Annotated in this window: 14 protein-coding genes and 1 tRNA gene; 12 read left to right on the top strand and 3 right to left on the bottom strand. The window is 64.0% G+C overall.

The window, feature by feature from the left end; genetic code table 11:
• Window positions 1-164 precede the first annotated feature (164 nt).
• The 3 genes from gltB (at window position 165) to pyk (ending at window position 7,844) form a co-directional block, all read left to right on the top strand.
• Window positions 165-4,784 (top strand): glutamate synthase large subunit, encoded by a 4,620-nt coding sequence (gltB, locus tag EDF61_RS11880; protein WP_502699066.1) that lies wholly within the window; start codon window positions 165-167, stop codon window positions 4,782-4,784.
• Window positions 4,777-6,246, top strand: coding sequence for a glutamate synthase subunit beta (locus EDF61_RS11875; protein WP_105656705.1), 1,470 nt, complete (start codon window positions 4,777-4,779; stop codon window positions 6,244-6,246). Before gltB ends, EDF61_RS11875 begins: the two co-directional genes overlap by 8 nt.
• An 86-nt stretch (window positions 6,247-6,332) precedes the next feature.
• Window positions 6,333-7,844, top strand: coding sequence for a pyruvate kinase (gene pyk, locus EDF61_RS11870; RefSeq protein ID WP_133834232.1), 1,512 nt, complete (start codon window positions 6,333-6,335; stop codon window positions 7,842-7,844).
• A gap of 181 nt (window positions 7,845-8,025) precedes the next feature.
• Here pyk and EDF61_RS11865 read toward each other — a convergent pair.
• Window positions 8,026-8,110: transfer RNA gene (locus EDF61_RS11865), tRNA-Leu, on the bottom strand.
• Between the two features lie 189 nt (window positions 8,111-8,299).
• Here EDF61_RS11865 and EDF61_RS11860 point away from each other — a divergent pair.
• The 4 genes from EDF61_RS11860 to EDF61_RS11845 all read left to right on the top strand — a co-directional run bounded on the left by EDF61_RS11860 (window position 8,300) and on the right by EDF61_RS11845 (window position 11,325).
• Complete coding sequence (locus tag EDF61_RS11860) at window positions 8,300-8,917, top strand: ANTAR domain-containing response regulator (RefSeq protein ID WP_105656703.1); 618 nt, start codon at window positions 8,300-8,302, stop codon at window positions 8,915-8,917.
• Between the two features lie 290 nt (window positions 8,918-9,207).
• A complete protein-coding gene (locus EDF61_RS11855) occupies window positions 9,208-10,440 on the top strand; it encodes an inorganic phosphate transporter (protein WP_105656702.1) in 1,233 nt (410 codons plus the stop codon).
• Window positions 10,437-10,685: a hypothetical protein gene (locus EDF61_RS11850; protein ID WP_105656701.1), complete on the top strand. Its 249-nt coding sequence runs from the start codon at window positions 10,437-10,439 to the stop codon at window positions 10,683-10,685. The genes EDF61_RS11855 and EDF61_RS11850 overlap by 4 nt, the downstream gene beginning before the upstream one ends.
• 94 nt (window positions 10,686-10,779) lie before the next feature.
• Window positions 10,780-11,325, top strand: coding sequence for a dihydrofolate reductase family protein (locus EDF61_RS11845; RefSeq protein WP_105656700.1), 546 nt, complete (start codon window positions 10,780-10,782; stop codon window positions 11,323-11,325).
• A gap of 83 nt (window positions 11,326-11,408) precedes the next feature.
• Here the strand turns inward: EDF61_RS11845 and EDF61_RS11840 are convergent, their stop codons facing one another.
• The gene (locus tag EDF61_RS11840) at window positions 11,409-11,894 is read right to left on the bottom strand and encodes a hotdog fold thioesterase (protein WP_105656699.1); all 486 of its coding nucleotides are present in this window, start codon (window positions 11,892-11,894) and stop codon (window positions 11,409-11,411) included.
• An 85-nt stretch (window positions 11,895-11,979) separates the two neighbouring features.
• On the opposite strand from EDF61_RS11840, the gene polA reads away from it, so the two are divergent.
• Entirely contained in the window at window positions 11,980-14,592 is a 2,613-nt protein-coding gene (gene polA, locus EDF61_RS11835; protein WP_286172237.1) for a DNA polymerase I, read from the top strand.
• A gap of 93 nt (window positions 14,593-14,685) precedes the next feature.
• On the opposite strand, the gene EDF61_RS19100 is transcribed toward polA, so the two are convergent.
• Window positions 14,686-14,907, bottom strand: a complete 222-nt coding sequence (locus EDF61_RS19100) for a hypothetical protein (protein WP_286134100.1) — start codon at window positions 14,905-14,907, stop codon at window positions 14,686-14,688.
• Here EDF61_RS19100 and EDF61_RS11830 point away from each other — a divergent pair.
• The 4 genes from EDF61_RS11830 (at window position 14,894) to EDF61_RS11815 (ending at window position 20,213) form a co-directional block, all read left to right on the top strand.
• Window positions 14,894-15,577 carry a polysaccharide deacetylase family protein gene (locus tag EDF61_RS11830; protein WP_286172224.1) on the top strand — a complete coding sequence of 228 codons (684 nt, stop codon included), beginning with the start codon at window positions 14,894-14,896 and terminating at the stop codon, window positions 15,575-15,577. The two genes, EDF61_RS19100 and EDF61_RS11830, sit on opposite strands and share 14 nt — an antisense overlap.
• A 69-nt stretch (window positions 15,578-15,646) precedes the next feature.
• Window positions 15,647-16,960: a GNAT family N-acetyltransferase gene (locus EDF61_RS11825; protein WP_166650792.1), complete on the top strand. Its 1,314-nt coding sequence runs from the start codon at window positions 15,647-15,649 to the stop codon at window positions 16,958-16,960.
• Between the two features lie 218 nt (window positions 16,961-17,178).
• Window positions 17,179-18,654 carry a 30S ribosomal protein S1 gene (gene rpsA, locus EDF61_RS11820; protein WP_013349277.1) on the top strand — a complete coding sequence of 492 codons (1,476 nt, stop codon included), beginning with the start codon at window positions 17,179-17,181 and terminating at the stop codon, window positions 18,652-18,654.
• A gap of 248 nt (window positions 18,655-18,902) precedes the next feature.
• Window positions 18,903-20,213 (top strand): hypothetical protein, encoded by a 1,311-nt coding sequence (locus tag EDF61_RS11815; RefSeq protein ID WP_133834229.1) that lies wholly within the window; start codon window positions 18,903-18,905, stop codon window positions 20,211-20,213.
• The last annotated feature ends 22 nt before the right edge of the window (window positions 20,214-20,235 follow it).

The following is a 20,235-nucleotide window of genomic DNA, read 5'->3' as shown; positions in this document are numbered from 1 at the left end:
TGTTCGTCCCCGAAACCTCGATGCGCAAGCAGACCCCGCTTAGCACTGTCGAAAAGTTTCAGCTAGATGAAACATCCAGGCGGCCGGAAGCCCTTGCCAAGAATAAGCCCTTTACCGGGGGCTGCCGCGCGCCTATCCTGCATGAACCACAGAAAGGCACGCTCATGAGCATGACCGGAGTCCAGATGAACGCCTCGCCAGGTTTTGGCGAGGAGGTCCCCTCGCCCTACACCCGTTTTTCCGCGCTGCCTGGCGCGCAGGGTCTGTATGACCCAGCGGCCGAAAAGGATGCCTGCGGCCTGGCGATGATCGCGTCCCTGAAGAACGATGCCAGCCACGAGATCGTCGCCCACGCGCTGACCGCCCTGCGCCGGCTTGAGCACCGCGGCGCCATCGGGGCCGATGAAGGCACCGGCGACGGCGCCGGCATCCTGCTGCATCTGCCCGACGCCTTCCTGCGCAGCGTCACCGCATTCGATCTTCCCGCCGCCGGCTCCTACGCCGTGGGCATGGGCTTCCTCCCGGCCGACGCCGGCGAACGTGCCTTCGCCCAGGAAGAACTGGAAACCATGGCCGCCGAGGAGAACCTGGCGGTGCTCGGCTGGCGCGAGGTACCGGTTGATTCCGACGTGCTCGGCGCCTCGGCCCGCAAGGTGATGCCGTACATCACCCAGATCTTCATCGGCACCCACGCTGGCGCCCCGGCCGCCACCCGCCGCGAGCTGGACGCCGCCGCCTGGCGCATCCGCCGCCGCGCGCACAACAAGATGGGCGTGTACTTCGCCTCGTTCTCCTCGCAGTCCATCGTCTACAAGGGCATGGTCTCCACCGCGCAGCTCGAGCCGTTCTACCCGGACCTGTCCGACGCCCGCTTCACCAGCCGCTGCGCGATCGTGCACTCGCGCTTCTCCACCAACACCTTCCCGTCGTGGCCGCTGGCCCAGCCTTTCCGCACCATCGCGCACAACGGCGAGATCAACACCGTCAAGGGCAACCGCAACTGGATGCGCGCCCGCCAGTCGACCCTGGAATCCGAGCTGCTCGGCGAGGTGCCCGAAGAACTGTTCCCGATCTGCACCGCCGGCGCCTCGGACTCGGCCTCCTTCGACGAGGTCGCCGAAATGCTCATGCTCTCGGGCCGCAACGTGACCGAGACCATCATGATGATGATCCCGCAGCCGTGGGAAAACGACGATCAGATGGACGCGGACCTGCGCGCCTTCTACCAGTACCAGTCCATGCTCATCGAGCCGTGGGATGGCCCCGCCGCCGTCTGCTTCACCGATGGCGCGATGGCCGGCGCGGTGCTGGACCGCAATGGCCTGCGCCCAGCCCGCTGGTGGGTCACCGACGACGGCCTGGTGGTCCTGGCCAGCGAGGTCGGCGTGATCGACGTCGACGAAGAGCACATCGTGAAGAAGGGCCGTGTCGCCCCGGGCAAGATGTTCGCCGTGGACCTGGACGCCCAGCGTATTGTCGAGGACGCCGAGATCAAGGCCGAAGTGGCCGCCGCCAAGCCATGGCGCGAATGGGTTTCGCAGAACCTGAAGACGCTGGCCGACTTCCCGGACCTGGAGCACGTGCGCCACAACTCCGCCTCCGTGGCCCTGCGCCAGCTGACCTTCGGCTACACCACCGAGGAGCTGCGCGTGCTGCTCGCTCCCATGGCCGCCACCGGTGCCGAACCGCTGGCCGCCATGGGCACCGACACCCCGATTGCCGCCCTGGCTGACCGGGCGCGCCTGCTGTTCGACTACTTCACCCAGTCCTTCGCCCAGGTCACCAACCCGCCGCTGGATGCAATCCGCGAAGAGCTGGTCACCTCGATGGGCACCGCGATCGGCCCCGACGGCAACCTGCTGTCCCTGGACCGTGTCCCGCAAACCCAGATCGCGCTGGACTACCCGGTGCTGACCAACGACCAGCTGGCCAAGATCGTGCACCTGCGCGACGAATCCGGGTCCAAGTACTCGCTGAAGGTGCGCGGCCTGTACCGCCCGGCCGGCGGCGAATCCGAGCTGCGCGCCCGCCTGCAGGAAATCTGCGAGAAGGTTTCCGCCGCGGTGAACCGCGGGGTGCGCTACATTGTGCTCTCGGACCGCGATTCCTCCGCGGCCTGGGCGCCGATCCCGTCGCTGCTGCTGACCTCCGCGGTGCACCACCACCTGCTCAAGAGCTCCAACCGCACCCGCGTTTCGCTGATCATCGAGTCCGGCGACGCCCGCGAAGTGCACCACATCGCCCTGCTCATCGGCTACGGCGCCAGCGCCATCAACCCCTACCTCGCCCTGGAATCGGTCGAGCAGATGGCCGAGAACGGCGAGCTGCCCGGAGTTGACGGGCACCAGGCCAGCAGCAACCTGATCAAGGCGCTGGGCAAGGGAGTGCTGAAGATCATGTCCAAGATGGGCATCTCCACGGTCTCCAGCTACTGCGGCGCGCAGACCTTCGAGGCCGTGGGCCTGTCCCAGCGCGTGGTCGACCAGTACTTCACCGGCACCGCCACCAAGCTCTCGGGCATCGAGCTGGATGTGGTGGCCGCCGAGGCCGCCGCCCGCCATGCCCGCGCCTACCCGGAGATCGACGGCGGCGCCCAGCCGCTGGAACTGGAAACCGGGGGAGAGTACCAGTGGCGCCGCGAAGGCCCGCCGCACCTGTTCAACCCGGAAACCGTCTTCCGCCTGCAGCACTCCACCCGCACCCGCCGCTACGACGTGTTCAAGGAGTACACCAAGGCCGTCGACGACCAGGCCGCACAGCTCAAGACCCTGCGCGGGCTGCTGAAGTTCAAGACCGAGGGGATCACCCCGATCGCCATCGACGAGGTGGAGCCGGTCAGCTCCATCGTGAAGCGCTTCGCCACCGGCGCGATGAGCTACGGCTCGATTTCGGCCGAGGCCCACGAAACCCTGGCCATCGCGATGAACCAGCTGGGCGCGAAGTCCAACACCGGCGAAGGCGGCGAGGATCCGGAGCGGCTGCTCGATCCGGTGCGCCGCAGCGCGGTCAAGCAGATCGCCTCGGGCCGCTTCGGGGTGACCAGCTTGTACCTGGCCAACGCCGATGACATCCAGATCAAGATGGCCCAGGGCGCCAAGCCCGGCGAAGGCGGCCAGCTGATGAGCGCCAAGCTCTACCCCTGGATCGCCAAGACTCGCCACTCCACCCCGGGTGTCGGGCTGATCTCCCCGCCGCCGCACCACGACATCTACTCGATCGAGGACCTGGCCCAGCTGATCCACGACGCGAAGTGCGCCAACCCTTCCGCCCGCGTGCACGTGAAGCTGGTCTCCGAGTCCGGCATCGGCACCGTCGCGGCCGGCGTGGCCAAGGCCAAGGCCGACGTCGTGCTGATTTCCGGGCACGATGGCGGCACCGGCGCCTCGCCGATGAATTCGCTGAAGCATGCCGGCACCCCGTGGGAAATCGGCTTGGCCGAAGCGCAGCAGACGCTGATCCTCAACGGGTTGCGCGACCGCGTCACCGTGCAGGTCGACGGCCAGCTGAAAACCGGGCGCGACGTGCTGATCGGCGCCCTGCTGGGTGCCGAGGAATTCGGCTTCGCCACCGCGCCGCTGGTGGTCTCGGGCTGCATCATGATGCGCGTGTGCCACCTGGACACCTGCCCGGTGGGTGTGGCCACGCAGAATCCTGCGCTGCGCGAACGCTTCACCGGCAAGGCCGAGTTCGTGGTGAACTTCTTCGAGTTCATCGCCCAGGAGGTGCGAGAGCTGCTCGCCTCGCTGGGGGCGCGCACCCTGGACGAGGTGATCGGCAAGGTCGAACTGCTCCAGGCCGATCCCGCCCAGTTCGCCGCGCACGACAAGGTCTCCGGGCTGGCGCTGGATGCGATCACCCACGTGCCGGATACCGAGCTGGCGGCGCGCCGCCGCCGCATCGGCCAGGACCACGGGCTGGACACGCACCTGGACCAGCAGCTGCTCGCCGCGGCCGGACCGGCGCTGGCTGACCGCCTGCCGGTCAGCATCGACGCGGCGATCGTGAATACCGACCGCTCCACCGGCACGCTGCTGGGCCACCATGTGACCAAGACCTTCGGGCTGCAGACCCTGGAGCGGGACACCATCAAGGTGAACCTCTCGGGCCGCGCCGGCCAGTCGCTGGGCGCCTTCCTTCCCGAGGGCATTACGCTCAAGCTCTCGGGCGACGCGAATGACTACGTCGGCAAGGGATTGTCCGGCGGCCGGATCGCGATCCACCCGCCGCACACCACCCTGTCCAAACCCGAGGAGCAGGTCATCGCCGGCAACGTGGTCGGCTACGGCGCCACCAGCGGGGAGCTGTTCATCAACGGCATGGTCGGCGAACGCTTCGCGGTGCGCAACTCCGGGGCCACGATTGTCACCGAAGGCATCGGCGAGCACGGCTGCGAGTACATGACCGGGGGACAGGTGCTGATCCTGGGAGCCACCGGCCGCAACTTCGGCGCCGGGTTCTCCGGCGGCGTGGCCTGGGTGCTGGACTTCGATGCAGCCAAGCTGAACCCGCTGGCTGCCGGGCAGTCGGACCTGCTGGTAGCGCCGATTACCGATGCCGAAGCCGAACGCATCCACGAGCTGCTCACCGAGCACATCGCATTGACCGCATCCCCGCTGGCCTCCCGCCTGCTGCTGGACTGGGAACGAACCCGCAGCCGGCTGACCAGCATCACCCCGCGCGACTTCGCCGCCGTGCAGCAGCTGCGCAGCGACGCAGTAGCCAACGGGCAGAACCCGGATTCGCCGCAGGTATGGAACAAGATTTTGGAGGTGACCCGTGGCTGATCCACGTGGATTCCTGAAGGTGACCGAACGTGTCACCCAGCCCAAGCGCCCGGTGCCGGTGCGCCTGATGGACTACAAGGAGGTCGTCGAGCGCCAGAAGTCCGGCATCCTGGAGGAGCAGGCCGGCCGTTGCATGGACTGCGGCGTCCCGTTCTGCCATTCGGGATGCCCGCTGGGCAACCTGATCCCGGAGTTCAACGACCTGGCCTACAGGGGCCGGATGGATGATGCGGCCGCCCGGCTGCTGAGCACCAACAATTTCCCGGAGCTCACCGGCAAGCTGTGCCCGGCCCCGTGCGAGTCCTCCTGCGTGCTGGGCATCAACCAGCCCGCGGTGACCATCAAGCAGGTCGAAGCCGAACTCGCTGGCCACCTGATGGACGCCGGCGACTTCGTGCCGCAGCCGCCTGCCCGCCACACCGAGCACCGCGTGGCGATCGTCGGTTCGGGGCCGGCCGGATTGGCCGCCGCCCAGCAGCTGACCCGTGCCGGGCACACCGTGGCCGTCTACGAGCGCGACGAAGCCATCGGCGGCCTGCTGCGCTTCGGCATCCCGGACTTCAAGCTGGAGAAGCAGGTCATCGACCTGCGTCTGGCCCAGATGGAAGCCGAAGGAACGATCTTCCGCACCGGCATCGAGATCGGCAAGGACATCTCCTGGAAGCAGCTGCGCCGCGACTACGACGCGGTCATCGTGGCCACCGGTGCCACGGTGCCGCGCGAGCTGCCGGTGCCGGGCAATAAGCTCGAGGGCGTGCACCATGCCATGGAGTTCCTCACCGAGAGCAACCGCGTGGTCGCCGGCCAGCTCGATGCCCCGCGCATCGATGCGGCGGGCAAGCACGTGATCGTGCTGGGCGGCGGAGACACCGGCTCGGACTGCATCGGCACCGCCCTGCGCCAGGGAGCGGCGAGCGTCACGACGCTGGCCATCGGCCAGCAGCCGGGCACCGAGCGCCGCGAAGACCAGCCGTGGCCGATGATGCCGGTGCTTTTCGAGGTGCAGACCTCCCATGAGGAAGGCGGCGAGCGAACCTACCTGGCTTCGACCGTGAACTTCATCTCCGGCGAGGGAACTGAGCAAAACAAGGTGATCGGTGTTACAGTTGCAGAGACAGAATTTGTTGCTGGCAAGCGCCTCCCGAAGCCTGGAACCGAACGCGTAATCAAAGCGGATCTGGTTCTGCTTGCCCTCGGGTTCACCGGTCCGGAAGTTTCCGGATTGGACGAACAGGTCAGTATCGAATTCGACAACCGGGGCAACGTCGCCCGAGATGGCTACTACATGACGAACACCGAATCGGTATTCGTCGCCGGAGACGCCGGTCGGGGACAGTCGCTGATCGTGTGGGCTATCGCCGAAGGACGCGCTTGCGCGGCCGCGGTCGACAAGTTCCTCATGGGTTCGACTACCCTTCCTGCACCGGTTGCTCCAACCGATAGGGCCATCAGCATCATTTGAGTGACATAGGCTTGAATGCGGCGCACCCGGATGCCGGGTGGGCCGCATTTTGCCTATGTGAACATGAAAGGCATTTGGCTGACGGAATGAGACGCGCAAAGATTGTGGCAACCTGGGGCCCGGCCCTGGCAAGTTATGAAAATACTGTAGCGGTACTGAAGGCGGGCGTAGACGTAGCCCGCCTGAACATGAGCCATGGAGACCACTCCATGCACGCACAATCCCTGGCGAATGTGCGCAATGCGGCCGCGGAGATCGGCCGCGCGGTCGGCATCTTCGCCGACCTGCAGGGTCCGAAGATCCGCCTTGGCCGCTTCAAGGACAACGCCAAGTACATCCTCGAGGCTGGTGAGGAATTCACCATCACCATCGAGGACATCGAAGGTACCCGCAACCTGTGCTCCACCACCTTCAAGGGCCTTCCCACCGATGTCCAGCCGGGCGATTTCCTGCTGATCAACGATGGCAAGGTCAAGCTCAAGGCGCTGGCAGTTGACCAGACTTCGGTGCGTTCCGAGGTTGTCGTCGGAGGCGAGGTGTCCAATAACAAGGGCATCAACCTGCCAGGCGTCGCGGTGAACGTTCCCGCATTGAGCGAAAAGGACGAGGACGACCTGCGCTGGGCACTGCGTGCCGGCATCGACATGGTCGCACTGTCCTTCGTGCGCAATGCCGAGGACATCGAGCGCGTGCACGAGATCATGGACGAAGAAGGCCGACGCGTGCCGGTGATCGCCAAGATCGAGAAGCCGCAGGCCGTGGCCGCGCTGGAAGAAATCATCAATGCCTTCGACGCCATCATGGTCGCCCGCGGCGACTTGGGCGTGGAGCTGCCGCTGGAAGAAGTTCCGGTCGTGCAGAAGCGTGCCGTGGAGCTGGCACGCCGCTGGGCCAAGCCGGTCATCGTCGCCACCCAGGTGCTCGAATCGATGATCGAATCGCCGACCCCGACCCGCGCCGAGGCTTCGGACTGCGCCAATGCGGTGCTCGACGGCGCCGACGCGGTCATGCTCTCGGGGGAGACCTCCGTGGGCGCGTACCCGGTGGAAACCGTGGAGACCATGTCGCGCATCATCTCCTCGACCGAGCAGCACGGCCTGGATCGCATTCCCCGCTTGGGCTCCCAGCCGAAGACCCGCGGCGGCGCGATCACCCGTGCCGCGGTGGAGATCGCCGATCAGCTCGACGCGAAGTACATCGTCGCCTTCACCCAGTCCGGCGACTCGGCACGGCGCCTCTCGCGCCTGCGCCCGAAGAAGCCGGTCCTGGCTTTCACCCCGCTGCAGCAGACCTACAACATCATGACCCTGATGTGGGGTGTGCAGGCACGCCTGGTGGCCTACGCCGACCACACTGACAAGATGACCGCCCAGGTGGACGAGGCGCTGCTCTCCGAAGGCCTGGCGGAGCTCAACGATATCGTGTGCATCGCCGCCGGCTCCCCTCCGGGACAGGCGGGGTCCACCAACTCGCTGCGCGTGCACAAGGTCGGCGACCTCGCCGATGCCGGCCAGCTGGTCAATGGCAAGCCGATGCCTGCTCGCGAGAAGGTCGGTCCGTGGGCACCGGAAAACGTCTCCACGCCGAAAAACCTGTAGACGCTCTGTCGCGCACTAGCTGAGGCAAGAAAATCCGCCCTGCTCCAGAATTCTGGAGCAGGGTGGATTTTTTGCCTTGGCGCCCGCAAAGCGCGATTGTGAACTCGAGCACGTGCCCTGTGGTTGCGCGCGCAAAAAAGGCCGTTGAACCGGACAATTTCCGATCCAACGGCCTTCATGCTGGTGCCCAAGGTGGGACTCGAACCCACACATCTTTCGATACCGCATTTTGAGTGCGGCGCGTCTACCGATTCCGCCACTTGGGCTGGCACTTTGACTACTTTACTAGAGGTTTTCCAGATTTCCTAATCAGGAACCTCGCGTCTTCGCCTCAACAAGAGTACATGCCAGTAGGCTTAGATGTGAAACCGAGGCAACGTGGCTTCGCTGAACTGAAACCATCTAGATACTGCCCATTCAGCGGGCAGGATTTCTGACCATGGAGGAAGGCGCCAATGAGCGAACTACCTGAAATCACCCGCATCCCATCCGAGGTGCAATCCACTCCGCGTCGAGTGGTCGTTGCCGAGGATGAAACCCTGATCCGCTTGGATATCGTCGAAATTCTCCGTTCCGAAGGGTACGACGTCGTCGCCGAAGCCGACAACGGCCAGACCGCCCTGGAGAAGGCGCGCGAATTGAAGCCCGATCTGGTGCTCATGGACGTGAAGATGCCGGTCATGGATGGCATCACCGCCGCCGAAGCCATCGTCAAGGAACGCATCGCCCCGGTCGTCTTGCTGACCGCCTTCAGCCAGAAGGAACTGGTGGAGCGTGCCCGCGAAGCCGGTGCCATGGCCTACGTGGTCAAGCCGTTCACCCCGGCAGACCTCACTCCGGCCATCGAAATCGCGATTTCCCGCAATGACGAGCTGCGCGCGCTGGAGGAAGAAGTCAGCAACCTGGCCGAGCAGTTCGAAACCCGCAAGCTGGTTGATCGCGCCAAGTCGCTGCTCATCACCAAGATGGGCTTGACCGAGCCGGAAGCGTTCCGCTGGATCCAGAAGACCTCCATGGATCGCCGCCTGAGCATGCGCCAGGTTGCCGAGACGGTCGTCGACCAGGTCAAGTAGGGACCGCCAAGCACTGGATTGTGCGCCAAGCCACTTATGGTTTGGCGCACATTTTTTATGCCTGCGATGCGCCGATACCGCGCTTGGAGGCTAGTTAACCCTCTGGTAACCAGTTGTTCATCCGAGTTTTCCCCGGATGGGGTTGAAGTTCCGGATTGACGTACTGCGCCGTACGCCTAAGATGGAAATTGCGCTTAGAACGAAGTCCTGCACGCCAATGCCTTTCGCAGGATCCTATTTCTGGCCCGTTCTCCTTTTCCTTGCCGTTCGACCCCTCAGGCTGGTATTCAATGGATTTGACGCTTATCGTCGTCCTGGTCATTGCCTTGGCGTTGTTTTTCGACTTCACCAATGGTTTCCATGACACGGCCAATGCGATGGCCACCCCAATCGCAACCGGAGCAATTTCCCCTAAGAAGGCAGTTGCCCTCGCCGCAATTCTGAACCTGGTTGGCGCATTCCTCTCCACCGAGGTAGCGAAGACCATTTCAGGCGGCATCATCAACGAAGACCCGACCTCGGGCGTGGCTATTGGGCCGGCGATGATTTTCGCCGGCCTGATGGGCGCCGTGATCTGGAACCTGTTCACCTGGTTGCTGGGACTGCCTTCGAGCTCCTCCCACGCATTGTTCGGCGGCCTGGTAGGCGCCGCGATCGTCGGTGCAGGCTTCGCCTCGGTGAACTACAGCGTGCTGCTCTCCAAGGTGCTGCTTCCGGCCCTGTGCGCGCCGGTGATCGCCGGCATCTCCGCGTACCTGTGCACCAAGCTGGCCTACGCGATCACCAAGCGCGAGAATGGAGCGGCGCCCAAGCGCGGCGGCTTCCGCTACGGGCAGATCTTCTCTTCCTCGCTGGTCGCGCTGTCCCACGGCACTAACGATGCGCAGAAGACCATGGGCATCATCACCCTGACCCTGGTGGCTTCTGGCCTGCAGGATTCCGACTCCGGCGTGCAGTTCTGGGTTGTTGCCACCTGTGCCTTCGCCATCGCGCTGGGTACCTACACCGGCGGCTGGCGCATCATCGCCACCATGGGTTCGGGCCTGACCGACGTGAAGCCCGCGCAGGGCTTCGCAGCCGAGATGTCCACCGCTTCGGCGATCCTGACCTCCTCGCACCTGGGCTTCGCGCTGTCCACCACCCAGGTAGCCTCCGGCTCCGTGATCGGTTCGGGCATGGGCCGCAAGGGCGGCGAAGTCCGCTGGGGCACCGCAGGACGCATCGCGTTGGGCTGGCTGTTCACCCTGCCAGCAGCCGCGGCCGTTGGCGGCGTGGCCGCAGCGATCACCCACCTGGGCACCATCGGCATCGTGATTGTCGCGATCGCCGGCACCGGCGCCATGCTGACCATCTGGTTCCTCTCGCGCAAGCAGCCGCATGACCACGAGTCGAACATTTCCGACATCGATAACTCGGGCGCAGCGGTGAACATCCTGACCAAGAAGGAACGCCGTGCCAAGGCCAAGGCGGAAGCCAAGCTGGCCAAGGCTGCCGCAGCGCAGAAGGAAGCCGATAATTCATGATTGACTGGACAGCCTTTCTCATCGTCGCCGCCATCACCTGGTTTTCCGCGATGGCGATCGTGGCGGCCTACTCCTTCGGCGTCCGCCTGCTGGCAGTTGCCAAGGACGAGGGCCGCAACCAGAGCCTGAGCAATGCCGGAGCCTACGCTTGCTTCGCGATTTGCGGCCTGATCGTCCTCTTCGGCGTGGTGCTGATCGTGCCGCAGCTGAGCGAAGCGATCCTGGGCTTCTCCTCGAGCCACTAGGAACTGCTCGCGGCTGCGGGTGGATCCGACACGATTTTCGGGTCCCTCGACAACTTGATATTGCCTTCGATGGAGGCACCCCTAGACTGGAGCCATGACTAGCTTCAAGTACTACGTGGGTGCCTCCATCGATGGTTTTATCGCCGATCGCAGCGGAAGCGTCCAATGGTTCATCCCCTATGCCACGCAGCCGGGAGTGAAAAAGCATTTCGACGAGTTCTTCGGGAGCGTCGGCGCCGTAGTGATCGGTGGCAAGACCTACGAGAACATCGTCCGTGATGCTGCCGAGGGAACCGTGCCGTGGGTGTTCGGCGAGAAGCCGGTGTGGGTCTTCACACACCATGAACTGCCGACACTGCCCGGAGCGGACCTGACCTTCATCCGCGGCGAGGTGGGCTTCTGGAGCCGGGACATCGCCCAGAGCGCAGGGGCCGGGGACGTGTGGGTGGTTGGCGGTGCCGACCTGGCTGGAGCGTTCGTCGAAGCCGATGCGCTCGATGAGCTGCTTCTGGTTACCGTTCCGGAGGTGCTGGGCGACGGGGCCAATATCTTTGGCCGCGGGATCAGCACGCAGCTCTCGGCCCTGGGGATCACCGAGCTCGGCGCGGATATCTTCCTCTCGCGCTACGCGATCGGCTAAGCGGCCAAAGGAATCTGCCGGCCAGGTCCGCGTTCCGGAGAAGCCGGATCCGCCGCGCTTGGCGCGAACGGCGCCTGCGGGGATCAGTTTTCGACCGGCAGCAGCATATTGGTGATGCGAGCGGTCGCGACACGCTGGCCCTGCTCATTGCTGATCACGATCTCATGGCAGGTGCTGCTGCGGCCCAGATGCACCGGCGTGCATACCCCGGTGACCAGCCCGGTGCGCCCGGCCTTGTGGTGGGTGATGTTCAAATCCACGCCGACCGGGTTGGCCCGGCCGGCACCGTGCAGCGCAGCGGCCATCGAACCGAGGGTTTCGGCAAGTGCCGCCGAAGCGCCGCCATGCAGGATGCCGTAGACCTGGGTGTTGCCCGCCACCGGCATGGTGGCGGCAACGCGCTGCGGTTCGAACCCGGTGAAGATGATTTCCAGTTTCTCCACGAGTTCGCCCACGCCATTGTGCAGCAGGTAGGGCCACATGGATTCGGGAATGCCGTGGCGGGCCAGCTGCGCGGCAAACGGATGTGCCGAAGATTGCGTGGTTCGAGAAGTGAAATTGTCGCTCATGGCAACTAGGCTTTCAGGTGTGAGCGAAACTACCAAACCGACTGCCTCGTCGGACAAGAGACTGCTGATTATTGACGGACACTCCATGGCCTTCCGCGCGTTCTATGCGCTGCCTGCAGAGAACTTCGCAACAAGCACCGGCCAGCACACCAATGCCGTGCACGGATTCGTATCGATGCTGCTGACGATGATCCGCCAGCAAAAGCCCACCCACGTTGCGGTGGCCTTCGACTTGGACACCCCGACTTTCCGCTCGCTGGAGTACACCGAGTACAAGGGCGGACGCAATAAGACGCCCGAAGAGTTCTACGGGCAGATCGATCTGATCCAGGAAGTCATGAAGGCGATGAACATCCCTTCGATCACCCTGGAGAGCTTCGAGGCCGATGACATCCTGGCCACGCTGGCCACCCAGGGCGAAGAAGCCGGTTTCAACGTGCTGGTGGTGTCCGGCGACCGCGACGCCTTCCAGCTGATCACCGACAAGACCTTGGTGCTGTACCCGAAGAAGGGCATCAGCGATATCCCGCCGATGGATGCCGCAGCGGTGGAAGCCAAGTACTTCGTGCGTCCCGAGCGCTACTCGGATTTGGCGGCTCTGGTCGGCGAAACCGCGGATAACTTGCCCGGTGTGCCAGGCGTGGGGCCGAAGACCGCCGCCAAATGGATCAACCTCTACGGGGACCTGGCTGGCATCCTGGAGAATGTGGAGAACATCAAGGGCAAGGTCGGCGAGTCGCTGCGCGAGCACGTGGACAACGTGACCCGCAACCGCCGGTTGAACCAGCTCAAGCACGACCTGGAACTCCCGGTCACGCTCGATCAGATGGAACTCGAAGCCCCGAACCGCGAAGAGATCGAGAACCTGTTCGACGCGCTGGAATTCAACACCCTGCGCAAGCGCCTGTTCGACCTGTTTGCAGCCCAGGAAGAGGAAGCGGCACCCGAAGTTGCCGAATTCTCCCGGGTGCTCGGCGCCGATGCCGACGCACTGGACGGATTCATCGGGGCCGGGAAGGGCGCGCCGATCGCAATCCAGCCTGCTGCGGTTGACGGCGAAGCCGTGGGTCTGGCCCTTTTCCGCGGGTCCGAAGCCCTCTGGCTGGAACTGGCCGAACTCGATGAAGCCACCGAAGGCGTGCTTGCGCAGTTCCTGGCCGATGAGAACGCGCCGAAGCTCTTCCACGATGCCAAGGCCGCCATGCACCTGCTCATCGAGCGCGGGCTGCGGATCGCCGGCATCAAGGACGACACCTTGATCAGCGCCTACCTGATCCAGCCCGATCGCCGCAGCCACGACCTGGTGGACGTGGTGCAGTACCACCTGAAGTACGCCGTGCCGGTGCATCAGGCCAAGAAGGGCGAACTGGATCTGGGGCTCACTTCGGATCTTGCCGAGCCAACGTTGGCCCAGGCGCAGGCCATCCACGACCTCTCCGCCTACCTGGCTACCAAGCTGGCCGAGAAGCACGCGGACAAACTGGCTGCCGAGATGGAGCTGCCGCTGATTCCGGTACTCTTCGAGATGGAACGCGCCGGCGTGGCAGTGGACGTGGATCGCCTGAACGAACTGCGTGCCCACTTCACCGAGCAGGTGGACCAGGCCACCAACGACGCGTTCGCCGCGATCGGCCACGAAGTCAACCTCTCCAGCCCGAAGCAGCTGCAGGTGGTGTTGTTCGAAGAGCTGGATCTGCCGCGCACCAAGAAGATCAAGACCGGTTTCACCACCGATGCCGAGTCGCTGCAGGATCTGCTGGTCAAGACCGGGCACCCGTTCCTGGTCGCGCTGATGGCCTACCGCGACGCGATCAAGCTGCGCCAGACCGTGGACGGCCTGCTCAAGGCCACCCACGATGATGGCCGGATCCACACCACCTATGCGCAGACCGTGGCCGCGACCGGGCGCCTCTCCAGCCTGAACCCGAACCTGCAGAACATCCCGGTGCGTTCGGAAGAGGGCCGTCGCATCCGCGACGTCTTCATGGTCGGGGCCGGCTACCAGAGCCTGCTGACAGTGGACTACTCGCAGATCGAAATGCGCATCATGGCGCACCTCTCCGAAGACGAGGGGCTGATCGAGGCCTACCAGAACGGCGAGGACCTGCACCGCTATGTCGGTTCGCGCGTGTTCAACGTCGAGCCGGACGAGGTCACCTCGGAGATGCGCTCGAAGGTCAAGGCGATGAGCTACGGCCTGGCCTATGGGCTGAGCAGCTTCGGGCTGTCCAAGCAGCTGAAGATCGGCGTGGACGAGGCCCGCAAGCTGATGAAGGACTACTTCGACCGCTTCGGTGCCGTGCGCACCTACCTGCGTTCGGTCGTCGACCAGGCCCGCAAGGATGGCTACACCGAAACCATTTTCGGACGCCGCCGCTACCTGCCGGAGCTGAACAGCTCGGATCGCCGGCTGCGCGACATCGCCGAGCGTGCCGCGTTGAACGCCCCGATCCAGGGTTCGGCCGCCGACCTGGTGAAGGTGGCCATGCTGCGCATCGATGAGGGACTGCGCGCTGGGCAGTACAAGTCCCGGATGCTGCTGCAGGTCCATGACGAACTCATCCTGGAGATCGCCGAGGGGGAGCTGGAAGCAGTGCAGGAGCTGGTGACCCGCGAAATGGGACAGGCCGCAGATCTGCTGGTGCCGCTGGATGTCCAGCCGGGCATCGGCCGGACCTGGCACGACGCCGCGCACTAGGGGCAGCAATCGAAAGGGGCAGGGGCACCGCGGGTGTTCCTGCCCCTTTCGGCAGGATCGAATGGGCTTGGGGAAAGAGGCGAACTTGGAGCACTACTCGCGCCGTTGGGCGCTGAAAACCGGAAGCCTGGGGCTGGGGGCGCTGGCCGCCGCGGTGGTCTCCGGTTGCAGTACCGGCGGACCGGCGGAACGAGCCGGGTCCGCGTCGGCCTCGGCAATGGCGAGTCCTTCGCCCACCGCCACTGCTTCGCCCCGGCCTACCGCCAGCCTCCAGACGGTGTATCCGAGCCGGAGCCAGGTCATGGAAAAGTTCAAGAATGTTCCTGCAGGGCAGTTCGGGCTGGAAGTCCCGGGCATCGAGCTGGGCCTGCCCAAGGGCAATGCCGCCGCGGCGTTGACCTTCGATGCCTGCGGGGGACCCCGGGGCTCGGGAGTGGATGGGGCCCTGCTGGACGCCTTGCGTGCCAAGCAGGTGCCCGCGACCCTCTTCGTGAACGAACGCTGGGCACGCGCCAACGCGCCGCTGATGGACGAGCTGGTAAGCGACGAGCTGTTCGAGATCGCCAACCACGGAACCAGCCACGCCCCGCTGGCCACTTCCGGGCAGGCAGCCTACGGCATCGGGGGCACGGAGTCGATCGGCCAGGCCTACGACGAGGTGATGGGCAACCAGCGGTATCTTGCCGACCAATTCGGCATCACCGCGAAATTCTTCCGCTCCGGCACCGCCCATATGGACGAAGCCGGCGCGGCAATGTGCCGGGACCTGGGCGTGGTGCCGATGAACTTCACCGTCAACCTGGACGCCGGGGCGACCTTTGGCGCGCAAGCCGTGGCCGCCCAGGTCCGCCAGCTGGCCGCCGGGGACGTCGGCATCGGGCACTTCAACCAGCCCGCCTCGGGTACTGCCAAGGGCGTGGCGCTCGGGCTGGGGCAGGTGCTGGATTCCGGCCTGCGGTTCACCACGCTCTCCGCTGCCTGGTGAATGCACCCCTTGCGCCGGCCGGACAGGCGCATAGACTGTGATCAGCCGATTTCCTCGCCAAGGAGCACGATGAGACCAGAGACCCCGCCGCAGCTGGAAACCCGGACCTGCCAGGCTGCGATCCGCAGTCCGGAACTCGACGAATCGATCAAGCTGTTCCATCAGGCCACCGGGATCGGCTTCTACGAGCAGCTGCCCGAAGAGCCCAATTGGACGCACTACCTGGACCTGACTTATGCGCAGAAAATGCGCTTCTCCCTGGTGTTCGATCAGCAGGCCGAACCGCACTCGCGCCATGCAACCTACCCGGTGCACACCTATGGAGCATTCCCCGGGCTGCTCAATGCCGGCGGCGAGGCGCCGGTGGCAACGCACAAGATCTCCGCGGTCACCGTCGCGCCGAGCTATCGGCGCCGCGGCATCCTGTCCAGGCAAATCACCGCCGACCTGGCCTATGCCCAGCAGGCGGGTTTCCCTATTGCGGCTTTGACCGCGTCGGAAGCGACGATCTACGGGCGGTACGGCTTCGAGCCAGCTACCTACCAAAGCCGATTCACGCTCAAGTGCGCCCACGGGGTGAAGCTGCGCGTGCAGGTACCCGGCCGGGTGGTGGATGCCGATCCGCAGCATTTCGGGCCCGGCTATGCCGCGCTGGCCGTGCGCGCGCTCGAGCAGACCTTCGGCTCCGTGGACAGCACCGAGTTCGACAATGGCTTTGCCCTGGGCCGCTGGGACACCTGGGAGACCCTGGAAAAGCCGAAGAACCTGCGTTTTGCCGCCTACTACGATGACGCTGGCCAGCTCGGCGGATTCGCCACCTACAAGTTCGGCGGCTGGGACGAGCCCAAGGCGAAGCTGGTGGTGCACAAGTTGGTGGCCACCAGCGACGCCGCGCGCATCAAGCTCTTCGAGTACCTGGGCAACCATGATCTGGTCGAAGAAGTGCATGGCCAAGGCCCGGTGGCCGATCCACTGCGCCAGGTGCTGGAGAACGTGCGGGACTACCACGTGCGTTCCATTGACGATGTGCTGTGGCTGCGCGTGCTCGATGTTGTTGCCGCCTTCCAAGCGCGCGGCTACCAGCGCGATGCCCGGCTGCTATTGAGCGTGAGCGACCGGCTGGAGCTGATCTCCGGAACCTACCTCTTCGAGGTGTCCGATTCCCGCGCCACGGTGAGCCGGATCGAGGACGGGCAGGCCGACTCCGGGCTGCCGCGCGTGGCGCTTTCGGAGCGGGAGCTGGCTGGACTGTACCTGGGCACCGTGCAGCTGGACCAATTGCTGGATTCGGGACGCGCCGAACTGGTCGGCGGGGGAGCTGCGGGGGACTGGGTTCACTTGTTCAGCGTGGCTCGCGAGGGTTTCACGCCGCACGGTTTCTAGTGGGACGGGTCGCATTATCCGGTTTATATGACGAAGTTCACAAAATGCTGGCGAGGATGTTAGCGGGTTACGCTTTGACCCGCGGTGTGCTAGGCGCGTAGACTTGAACAGCGTGCCATGGCTTCGTCATGTCCGCATTCATGTTCTACCCCCTTCGAAATTCCGGGACTTCCGGGGTTTCGACTGATCAAATCTATCCACATCGGAGTCCCTACTACATGACCATCACCTCGAACGAGAACAACAGCGCACCAGTCGTCGCAATCAACGACATTGGATCTGCTGAGGACTTCTTGGCCGCAGTCGACGCCACCATCAAGTACTTCAACGATGGTGACCTCGTCGAAGGCACCGTCGTCAAGGTTGACCACGACGAAGTTCTGCTCGACATCGGTTACAAGACCGAAGGTGTCATCCCTTCCCGCGAGCTTTCCATCAAGCACGACGTTGACCCAGGTGAAGTTGTCACCGTTGGCGACAGCGTCGAAGCCTTGGTCCTGACCAAGGAAGACAAGGAAGGCCGCCTGATCCTGTCCAAGAAGCGTGCGCAGTACGAGCGCGCTTGGGGCGACATCGAAAAGATCAAGGAAGAGGACGGCGTCGTTACCGGTACCGTCATCGAGGTTGTCAAGGGTGGCCTCATCCTGGACATCGGCCTGCGTGGCTTCCTGCCAGCATCGCTCGTCGAGATGCGCCGTGTGCGCGACCTGGCTCCATACATCGGCCAGGAAATCGAAGCCAAGATCATCGAGCTGGACAAGAACCGCAACAACGTTGTGCTTTCCCGCCGTGCATGGCTCGAGCAGACCCAGTCCGAGGTTCGCTCGACCTTCCTCAACAAGCTGGAAAAGGGCCAGGTTCGTCCGGGCGTTGTTTCCTCCATCGTCAACTTCGGTGCATTCGTGGACCTGGGCGGCGTAGACGGCCTGGTACACGTTTCCGAGCTGTCCTGGAAGCACATCGACCACCCATCCGAGGTTGTCGAGGTTGGCCAGGAAGTAACCGTAGAGGTTCTGGAAGTCGATCTGGACCGCGAGCGCGTTTCCCTGTCGCTGAAGGCTACCCAGGAAGATCCTTGGCAGACCTTCGCCCGCACCCACGCACTGGGTCAGGTTGTACCGGGCAAGGTTACCAAGCTGGTTCCATTCGGTGCGTTCGTACGCGTCGAAGACGGCATCGAAGGCCTGGTTCACATCTCCGAGCTTGCAGTTCGCCACGTTGAACTGGCTGAGCAGGTTGTCTCCGTTGGCGACGAACTGTTCGTCAAGGTCATCGACATCGACCTGGAGCGCCGCCGCATCTCGCTGTCGCTCAAGCAGGCTAACGAAGGTGTTGACCCAGAGGGCACCGAGTTCGACCCAGCACTCTACGGCATGGCTGCAGAGTACGACGAGGCCGGCAACTACAAGTACCCAGAGGGCTTCGACCCAGAGTCGAACGAATGGCTCGAGGGCTTCGACACCCAGCGCGCTGCATGGGAAGCACAGTACGCTGCTGCCCAGGAGCGTTGGGAAGCACACAAGAAGCAGGTTGTTGCCGCTATCGCTGCCGACGCAGAAGCAGAGCCTGCTGCTGCCGGTGGTTCCGAGCCAGCTCCAGCTTCGTACTCCTCGGAGGCACCAGCCACCGATGCAGGCACCCTGGCTTCGGACGAAGCACTGGCTGCACTGCGCGAGAAGCTGACCGGCAACTAATTCCGGCTTCTGCCTCGTGCAGAGATCGTGATTAGCTCTAGCTGATTCACGAAGGTCCAACCCTGCAAGGGTTGGACCTTCGTTTGTTTAACTGGTTTTTTTGCATGCCGGCATGGCTGGCACGTCATTATTTCTGCTGACATCCGCCGGGCAGGAATAGCTCCGAAGGAGCACTGCTCTTAATACTTGCTGAGGTTAGACTAAAAGTGCACCGATCAGGTGGACTCACTAGCGGCAGGTAGTAGCACATGGCAACGACAGGAAATTCGCCGGCAGACTATGCGGCAGGCGCAACTGCCGGACAGCAGATCCCGGTGCGCCAGGTCAGCCACGAGGAGTGGGAAACTGTACCGCGCACTATTCCCAATTTCTGGGTTGCCGTAGCGACCTGGCTTCCGCTGGTTGCACTGGTGGTCTTCGTCCGTTCGGATCTTCTGCATTCCCCGTACCTGGACAAGGGCTTCATGGACATCCTCTCCTTCTCCATGGTCGCTACCGTCCTGGCCATGATCTTTGGCGGCGGACGGCAATCACCCTGGATGGGCTTGGGCGTAGCCGCCGGAATCTATTTCCTGCTGGCTCCTGCCGGGGACCTGCAAAGGATCCTGATGCTGGCGCTGGGCTATTTCCTGCTGCTCGCACTGTCCGTAGGTCTCATGGACGCACGGTTCCGACGCCTGCTGAGAACCTGGAAGCGTGAAGCCTCAGGAGGCATCGCCTTGGCGCCGGGGCAAGAGAGCGATTTTGGAATCACCAAGCAAATGTCGCCCATGGTATGGAAGCTTGCGGTAGGAGCACTGATCTACCCGCTGCTCCGGCTGGGCTGGGAACTGGTCAGCACGGAAGTTCATTCGCTGCATGACTTGGATGAAGGCTACCGTCTTGACGTGTACGCCGCGGCCGTCCTGCTGGGCATCAGCCTGCTGCTGAGCATGCTGCGCTGGATGCGCTTGAAATCGATGGGACTTTTCGCACTCGAAGTTCCAGCGGACCACCGAATTGGTCCAACGTCATTGCGGGCCTATGGCAACGCGATCCTCATCGAAACGGAAGAAACCGGGGCCTGCCTGTGCCGCAACGACGACAAGAACGGGTCCAAGCAGAAATTTGAGGATCCGCGATTCATTTTCTGCTCAGAGGTGTGCCCGGTGCACGGGGTGCATGCGGTCAACCAGCGCTCTGCCGAAGAGTTCCTGGGCATCGCGTCCCAGCCCTGGGTCTATGGGGAAAACCTGAATGGGAAACTGCTAGAGGCAACCGGCCAGCGCTTGGTCATTGCAGGGCTCAGCGGCTGGGGCTCACGCCCGGTCGCGGTGCGCGCTTCATGGCTCTACGGTGGAGGGAAGCAGGCCAGCGCCTACTACGTCCCGGCATCGGCACGCGAGCCTCTGGCCAGAAACAAGCGCCGCCTGGCGGTTCTGACCCCTGCCGGTGATTCGGTTACGGCTGATACTTTCGAGAATAATGAGCGGGGCGAGATCGACCGGATCGACCTTCGTCCATTGGGGATCAACGCCCAAGCCGTCCGCGTGCACGGTGGACGCCCTTTCTTGATCTAGCCGGATGGCGCCGGCGCATTGC

The sequence above is a fragment of the Arthrobacter sp. JUb115 genome (assembly GCF_004365035.1).
Taxonomy (GTDB): domain Bacteria; phylum Actinomycetota; class Actinomycetes; order Actinomycetales; family Micrococcaceae; genus Glutamicibacter.
This window is presented reverse-complemented; position numbering and strand designations above follow the sequence as displayed.

Coding starts and splice junctions, on each gene's coding strand:
- EDF61_RS11815 (WP_133834229.1), top strand. CDS start 18,903: ATGGCAACGACAGGAAATTCGCCGGCAGACTATGCGGCAGGCGCAACT.
- EDF61_RS11855 (WP_105656702.1), top strand. CDS start 9,208: ATGGATTTGACGCTTATCGTCGTCCTGGTCATTGCCTTGGCGTTGTTT.
- EDF61_RS11860 (WP_105656703.1), top strand. CDS start 8,300: ATGAGCGAACTACCTGAAATCACCCGCATCCCATCCGAGGTGCAATCC.
- EDF61_RS11845 (WP_105656700.1), top strand. CDS start 10,780: ATGACTAGCTTCAAGTACTACGTGGGTGCCTCCATCGATGGTTTTATC.
- EDF61_RS11840 (WP_105656699.1), bottom strand. CDS start 11,894: ATGAGCGACAATTTCACTTCTCGAACCACGCAATCTTCGGCACATCCG.
- EDF61_RS11825 (WP_166650792.1), top strand. CDS start 15,647: ATGAGACCAGAGACCCCGCCGCAGCTGGAAACCCGGACCTGCCAGGCT.
- EDF61_RS11850 (WP_105656701.1), top strand. CDS start 10,437: ATGATTGACTGGACAGCCTTTCTCATCGTCGCCGCCATCACCTGGTTT.
- gltB (WP_502699066.1), top strand. CDS start 165: ATGAGCATGACCGGAGTCCAGATGAACGCCTCGCCAGGTTTTGGCGAG.
- rpsA (WP_013349277.1), top strand. CDS start 17,179: ATGACCATCACCTCGAACGAGAACAACAGCGCACCAGTCGTCGCAATC.
- EDF61_RS11830 (WP_286172224.1), top strand. CDS start 14,894: ATGGAAAAGTTCAAGAATGTTCCTGCAGGGCAGTTCGGGCTGGAAGTC.
- polA (WP_286172237.1), top strand. CDS start 11,980: ATGGCCTTCCGCGCGTTCTATGCGCTGCCTGCAGAGAACTTCGCAACA.
- pyk (WP_133834232.1), top strand. CDS start 6,333: ATGAGACGCGCAAAGATTGTGGCAACCTGGGGCCCGGCCCTGGCAAGT.